The organism is Planomonospora algeriensis, assembly GCF_977012225.1.
Window position 1 is genome coordinate 1 of the sequence record NZ_CDRNDK010000441.1, and the last position, 5,104, is coordinate 5,104.

Annotated in this window: 3 protein-coding genes; 2 read left to right on the forward strand and 1 reads right to left on the reverse strand. The window is 67.9% G+C overall.

Translation table 11 applies throughout. The annotated features are described in order from the left end of the window. Positions 1 to 144: SDR family NAD(P)-dependent oxidoreductase (locus ACWJ6R_RS29760; RefSeq protein WP_449065408.1), on the reverse strand; the 144-nt coding region annotated here is incomplete at its 3' end. A gap of 431 nt (positions 145 to 575) precedes the next feature. Here ACWJ6R_RS29760 and ACWJ6R_RS29765 point away from each other — a divergent pair. Further along, positions 576 to 4,220: a LamG-like jellyroll fold domain-containing protein gene (locus ACWJ6R_RS29765; RefSeq protein WP_449065406.1), complete on the forward strand. Its 3,645-nt coding sequence runs from the start codon at positions 576 to 578 to the stop codon at positions 4,218 to 4,220. Between the two features lie 16 nt (positions 4,221 to 4,236). After that, a complete protein-coding gene (locus tag ACWJ6R_RS29770; RefSeq protein ID WP_449065407.1) occupies positions 4,237 to 5,076 on the forward strand; it encodes a fibronectin type III domain-containing protein in 840 nt (279 codons plus the stop codon). The last annotated feature ends 28 nt before the right edge of the window (positions 5,077 to 5,104 follow it).

Here is a 5,104-nt window from a genome sequence, read left to right on the forward strand (position 1 = left end):
CCCGCCGGACCCCGCCGCCGACGCGGCGTCCAGGTCGGCCGCGGCGACCCGCGCTCCCGCTCCGGCCAAGGCGACGCAGACCGCCCTTCCGATGCCTCCGGCCGCCCCGGTCACCAAGGCGACCCGGTCCCCGATCCCGTCCACTCCACGACCCTCCGCTTAGGTTAGGTATGCCTTATTAAGGCAAGCCTTGCCTAATTTGATACTTCTGTCGTGATCTGTCAAGTCGCGTCGGAGCTCCCGGTGGCCGGACGGCATCAAGCCGACGCGACCACGCCGCGGGAGTCGCATGTAAGCGGGAAGCTCCCGCCGTGGTTCCAGTGTGACGACTTCGGAACGTCACGTTTCCGTCGCTGTGGGGTGACGCAGCCGGTTGTGGCAGTCCGATATGCGTGATGTGGGTGTGAATCCGTCACCCTGCCTAGATCAATGCCGGGCGATCTTGATATACATGATCGCCTTTATCTCCTCCTTATACGAATGGAGCCTTGGTGGGTTCTCCTCCTAGGCTCGGATTCTTCGCGCCCATCCGGCGGCGAAGACTCCTGGAACGCGCCACTCCCGTGGCGACGGCCTTGACCCTGACCGCATCCCTGCTGGTCGCCGGCACCACCGCCTCCCCCGCGGCCGCCGACCCCCAGCCGAGTGCATCACCCGACCCGACCACGCCCACGACGACCGCCTTCCCCCGTCCGGAGGACCCCGACGCGGCCCTGCGCGCGGCCGTGGCCGAGGCCAAAAAACTCGGCAAGCCGGTCGAGGTCACCGGAACCGAAGCAGAAACCTCCACGACCTGGGCCTACCCGGACGGGCATCTGGCCAGCGACGTGTGGGCGGGCCCGCTGCGCATCAAGGACGACGCCGGCACGTGGCGGTGGATCGACACCACCCTGGTCGAACACGACGGCGTGCTGAAGCCCAAGGTCGCCAAGGCCGACGTGAAGATCTCGGCTGGCGGGTCGGAGCCGTTCGCCACCATGACCGACGCCAAGGACCGCAGCTTCGGCCTGTCGTGGCCGACGCCGCTGCCGCGCCCGCAGATCACCGGTAACGTCGCCACCTACACCGGAGCCGCCGGCCCAGGCGCGGACCTGGTCGTCACCGCGCTGCCGACCGGTTTCCGGCACGACGTGGTGCTGCGCGAGCGCCCCACGGGAGCGGTGGAGTTCCGCCTGCCCGTGCACACCGACGACCTCAAGCTGAGCACGACCAAGACCGGTGGCCTGTCGCTGACGGACGACAAGGGCAAGGACAAGGGCAAGGCGATCGTCTCGGCGCCCGCGCCGCTGATGTGGGACGCAGCGGCCGACAAGCCCACCGCCCAGCAGCCGGGCCGTCAGGCCAAGGTCACGACGAAGGTCGTGACCGAGGACGGCAAGAGCGTGCTGGTGCTCAAGCCCGATCCGAAATGGCTGGCCGACCCGGCCACCCGGTACCCGGTGACCGTCGACCCCACCACCACCCTGGGCGTGACCCAGGAAGTCTCCGTCATGTCCCCCAGCAGCCAGCTGGGGACGCCCGGCTCGGTCGAGCGGTACCGGACCTGTGTAGCGAACTGCGAGTCGTTCTTCGACCGCAAGTACGAAGACCATGTCACGCGGACGCTGATGTCGTTCGACACCGCGCCCATCGCGAACCGCCACGTGGTCAAGGCCACCTTGCAGACGACCCTGCGCGCGGACGCGACCAGCTGCAAGGAATTCCAGGGCATCGTCGCGCAACGGCTCACCAGCGCCTGGACCGCCGCCGGCACCTACTGGTCCAACCAGCCTTCCAGCACCCTGGAAGGACGCGCCTCCGTGGTCACGTGCAACGCACCCTCCAGCAACGGGGCGGTGTGGAGCTGGAACCTCACCGACATGACCAGGCTGTGGGCCTCCGGCACCCCCAACCACGGCATCAGCCTCAGCCTGGCCACGGAGTCTCCCGTACCGGAGAACGTGTACGAGAGCTACCGGTTCTACAGTGCCCGCCACGGCGGCGGCACGGTGCCGAAGCTGAGCGTGGACTGGGTGCTGCCGCCGGAGATCCCGACGGTGATGGCGGAGTCGATCGACTCCATCGACGGCAACGACGCGATCGCCCGCACCACCAACGTCAAGGTGTCCTACAACTCCCGGGTGCCCGAGGGCACCAAGCTGAACTACACCGTCACGGTCAACGACTCCACCATGCCCGCTCCGGCCACGCAGATCCCGGCCGGCGAGGTCGCGCACTGGACGTTCGACGAGACCGACGGCGCGACCGCGGCCGACTCCTCCGGTAAGGGCTTCACGGCCACCCTGCAGGGCACCCACAGCCGCACCCCCGGACAGCTGGGCCGGGCGGTGAAGCTGACCAACGACGATGACGCGGGCAGCAACGACGCCTACGCCGCCACCAGCGGCCCGGTGCTGGCCACCGACAAGAGCTACACGATCGGCGGTTGGGTCAAGCTGGACAGCAGCACCACCGACCAGACGGTCTTCAGCCAGATGGGCGTCAACCAGCCGGCCTTCGCTCTGTCCTTCAGCTCGTTTCCCACCGCGCCCCAGTTCGACCAGCGCTGGGAACTGCAGATGGCCCGGGGCGACACCGCCGGCATGGTCAGCCCGGTGGCGCTCCACTCCAAGACACCGGCGAAGATCGGCGAGTGGACGCACCTGGTCGTCCAGTACGACGCCGAGGCGCACAAGTTCCGGCTGTACGTCGACGGTGTGCTGGCCGGCGAACGCGACCACACCGTCACCTGGAACGCCCGGGGCGCCTTCGAGATCGGCCGCGGCAAGGTCGACGGCAGCCTGGAGTTCCTCGACGGCTCCGTCGACGACGTCCACGTCTACGACCGGGTACTGACGGGCGAGGAGATCCGCGCCCTGCAGGGCGTGCCGACCGTCACCACGCACAACGACATCGCTTCCGGCCAGGTCCTGGACAAGGTCTTCGCCCTGGACAACCCGGCGAGCTTCAAGTTCGTGGTCAAGGCCTGCCGCGCCGGCGTCACCCCGCCGTCCTGCCAGGAGTCCCCTGCCTACCGCATCACCTCCGACGCACCGGTCCTGCCGACCGACACCGAGACCGGCATGGCCGACCCGGCCCGGCCGATCCTGTCCGGCATGGTGAATCGCCCCTCCGGGGGGCCGGTCATCGCCAAGTACTACCTGTACGACCACACCGGCGCCCCGGTCGGCTCCAGCCCGCTCGGGCAGCGTGCCGTCAACGGCGGTGAGCGCGCATCCTTCCAGGTCGGCGAGAACGTCGTCCAGGCGGGCCGGACCTACACCTGGCGGATGCAGGCCTGCGTGACCGGCCAGAGCGCCTCTGGCTCCGATCCGGCACCGACCCCCGCACCCACGACCGCCCCCACACCCGCTCCGGTCGAAGGTCTGGTCGCGGCCTACGGCATGAACGAGGGATCGGGCACCACGGTGGCCGACGCGTCCGGCAAGGACAACGCCGGAACAATACGCGATGCCACCTGGGTCTCCGACGGCAGGTACGGGAACGCCCTCTCGTTCGGCGGTTCCAGCAGTTGGGTCGAGATCACCCACAACTCCTCGCTGACGCTCACCGACGGCATGACGCTGTCGGCATGGGTGAAGCCCGACGACGTCGACAGTTGGCGCACTGTGGCGATGAAGGACCATGCCAACGGCTCCGCCTACGGCCTGTACGCCTCCAACAGGAGCGCTCCCTCAGGGTGGATGCTCAACTCCGACGCCAGTAGCCACAACACCGTCAACGGCAGCGAGGCGCTGCCGGTCGGCGAATGGAGCCACGTTGCGGTCACCCGCGACGGCACCACCGCTCGGTTGTACGTCAACGGCGAGGAAGTCGGCCAGACCAGCGTCGGCGGCACCCTGTCCGATGACGGCGGCGCTCTGCACATCGGCGGCAACACCAAGTGGGGCGAGTACTTCAGCGGACTCATCGACGAGGTCCGAGTCTACGACCGCGCCCAAACCACCGCACAGATCCAGACCGACATGACCACCCCCCGTGGGCGGCACGCCGGCTCTCGGCCCTGTGCCGACGCCCTCACCGACCACCGGCACCCCGCCGCCCATCACACAGGCACCGGGCAGCGAGACACTCGAAGTCTGCACCGCGAAGACCGAACCGGTCAGCTTCACCACCCCGGGCACCCCGGCCGAGCCGCCCGCCGAGGACGTCCGGCACCTGACCCTGAGCAAGGACAACTTCGTCATCAAGACGGTGAAAACCGACCCCACCGCCTGTGACGGTGCGCCGTGCACGGTGACCGACGACACGGTGATGCGGATCGGTGGTATCGGTACCGATAAAACCGCAGCGGTGATCGGCTTCAAGCTCGACGGGCTTCCCAATGGCGCAGCCATCAGCGAAGGAATCCTCAAACTAGGCACTCCCGCCTGCCCGGCAGGCACCTGCCCCAGCGATGCGGTCATCACCGCCACTCCGCTCAAGAGCCCGGTAACCGGTGAATCCAAGGGATCAGAGCTGGCCGGTGACGCCGACACGACGGTTTCACCGCTGACACTGCCACTCAGTGGCTTGCAGGCTGATATCGCGGGCAGCGAATATCAGTGGTTGCTGCTCACCTCCAACAAGGATGAAGTCATCACCTTCGCGGACCCGGCCGGTGCGGAGCAGCCTTCGCTCGCGCTCACATACCTGCCCGCCGGGCCGCCCAGCAAGGTACTCAACCTCACCGCATCCGGCGGTGACGCCGGTGCCATCGCCAGTTGGGGCCTGCCCGAGTCCAGTGGCAGTGTCGCGCTGCTCGACGGCTATGACGTCGAAGTGACCGACAGCGGAGGCGCTGTGGTCAAGACGCTCGATGTAGCGGACCCCTACGCGACTATCACCGGGCTAGCCAACGACCAGACCTACACCATCAAGGTCCGCGCCAAGACTGCCTTCGGCACCAGTGGGTGGGAGAGCACCACGGTCATCACCAAGGCTGTCCCACCGCCTTCAACCAACGGCGCAGGGTGGAACTGCGCCCCAGACGGGCCGTCTGGACAAGCGGTGATGGCATCAAGTTCGGCCGAGTCCGGTGCACAGGCCTACATCGACCAGGTCAAGGCCCAGGGCCCCGGCGAGTTTGTGAATTGATCAGCTTGATGCGCTATGCCCGACTCGG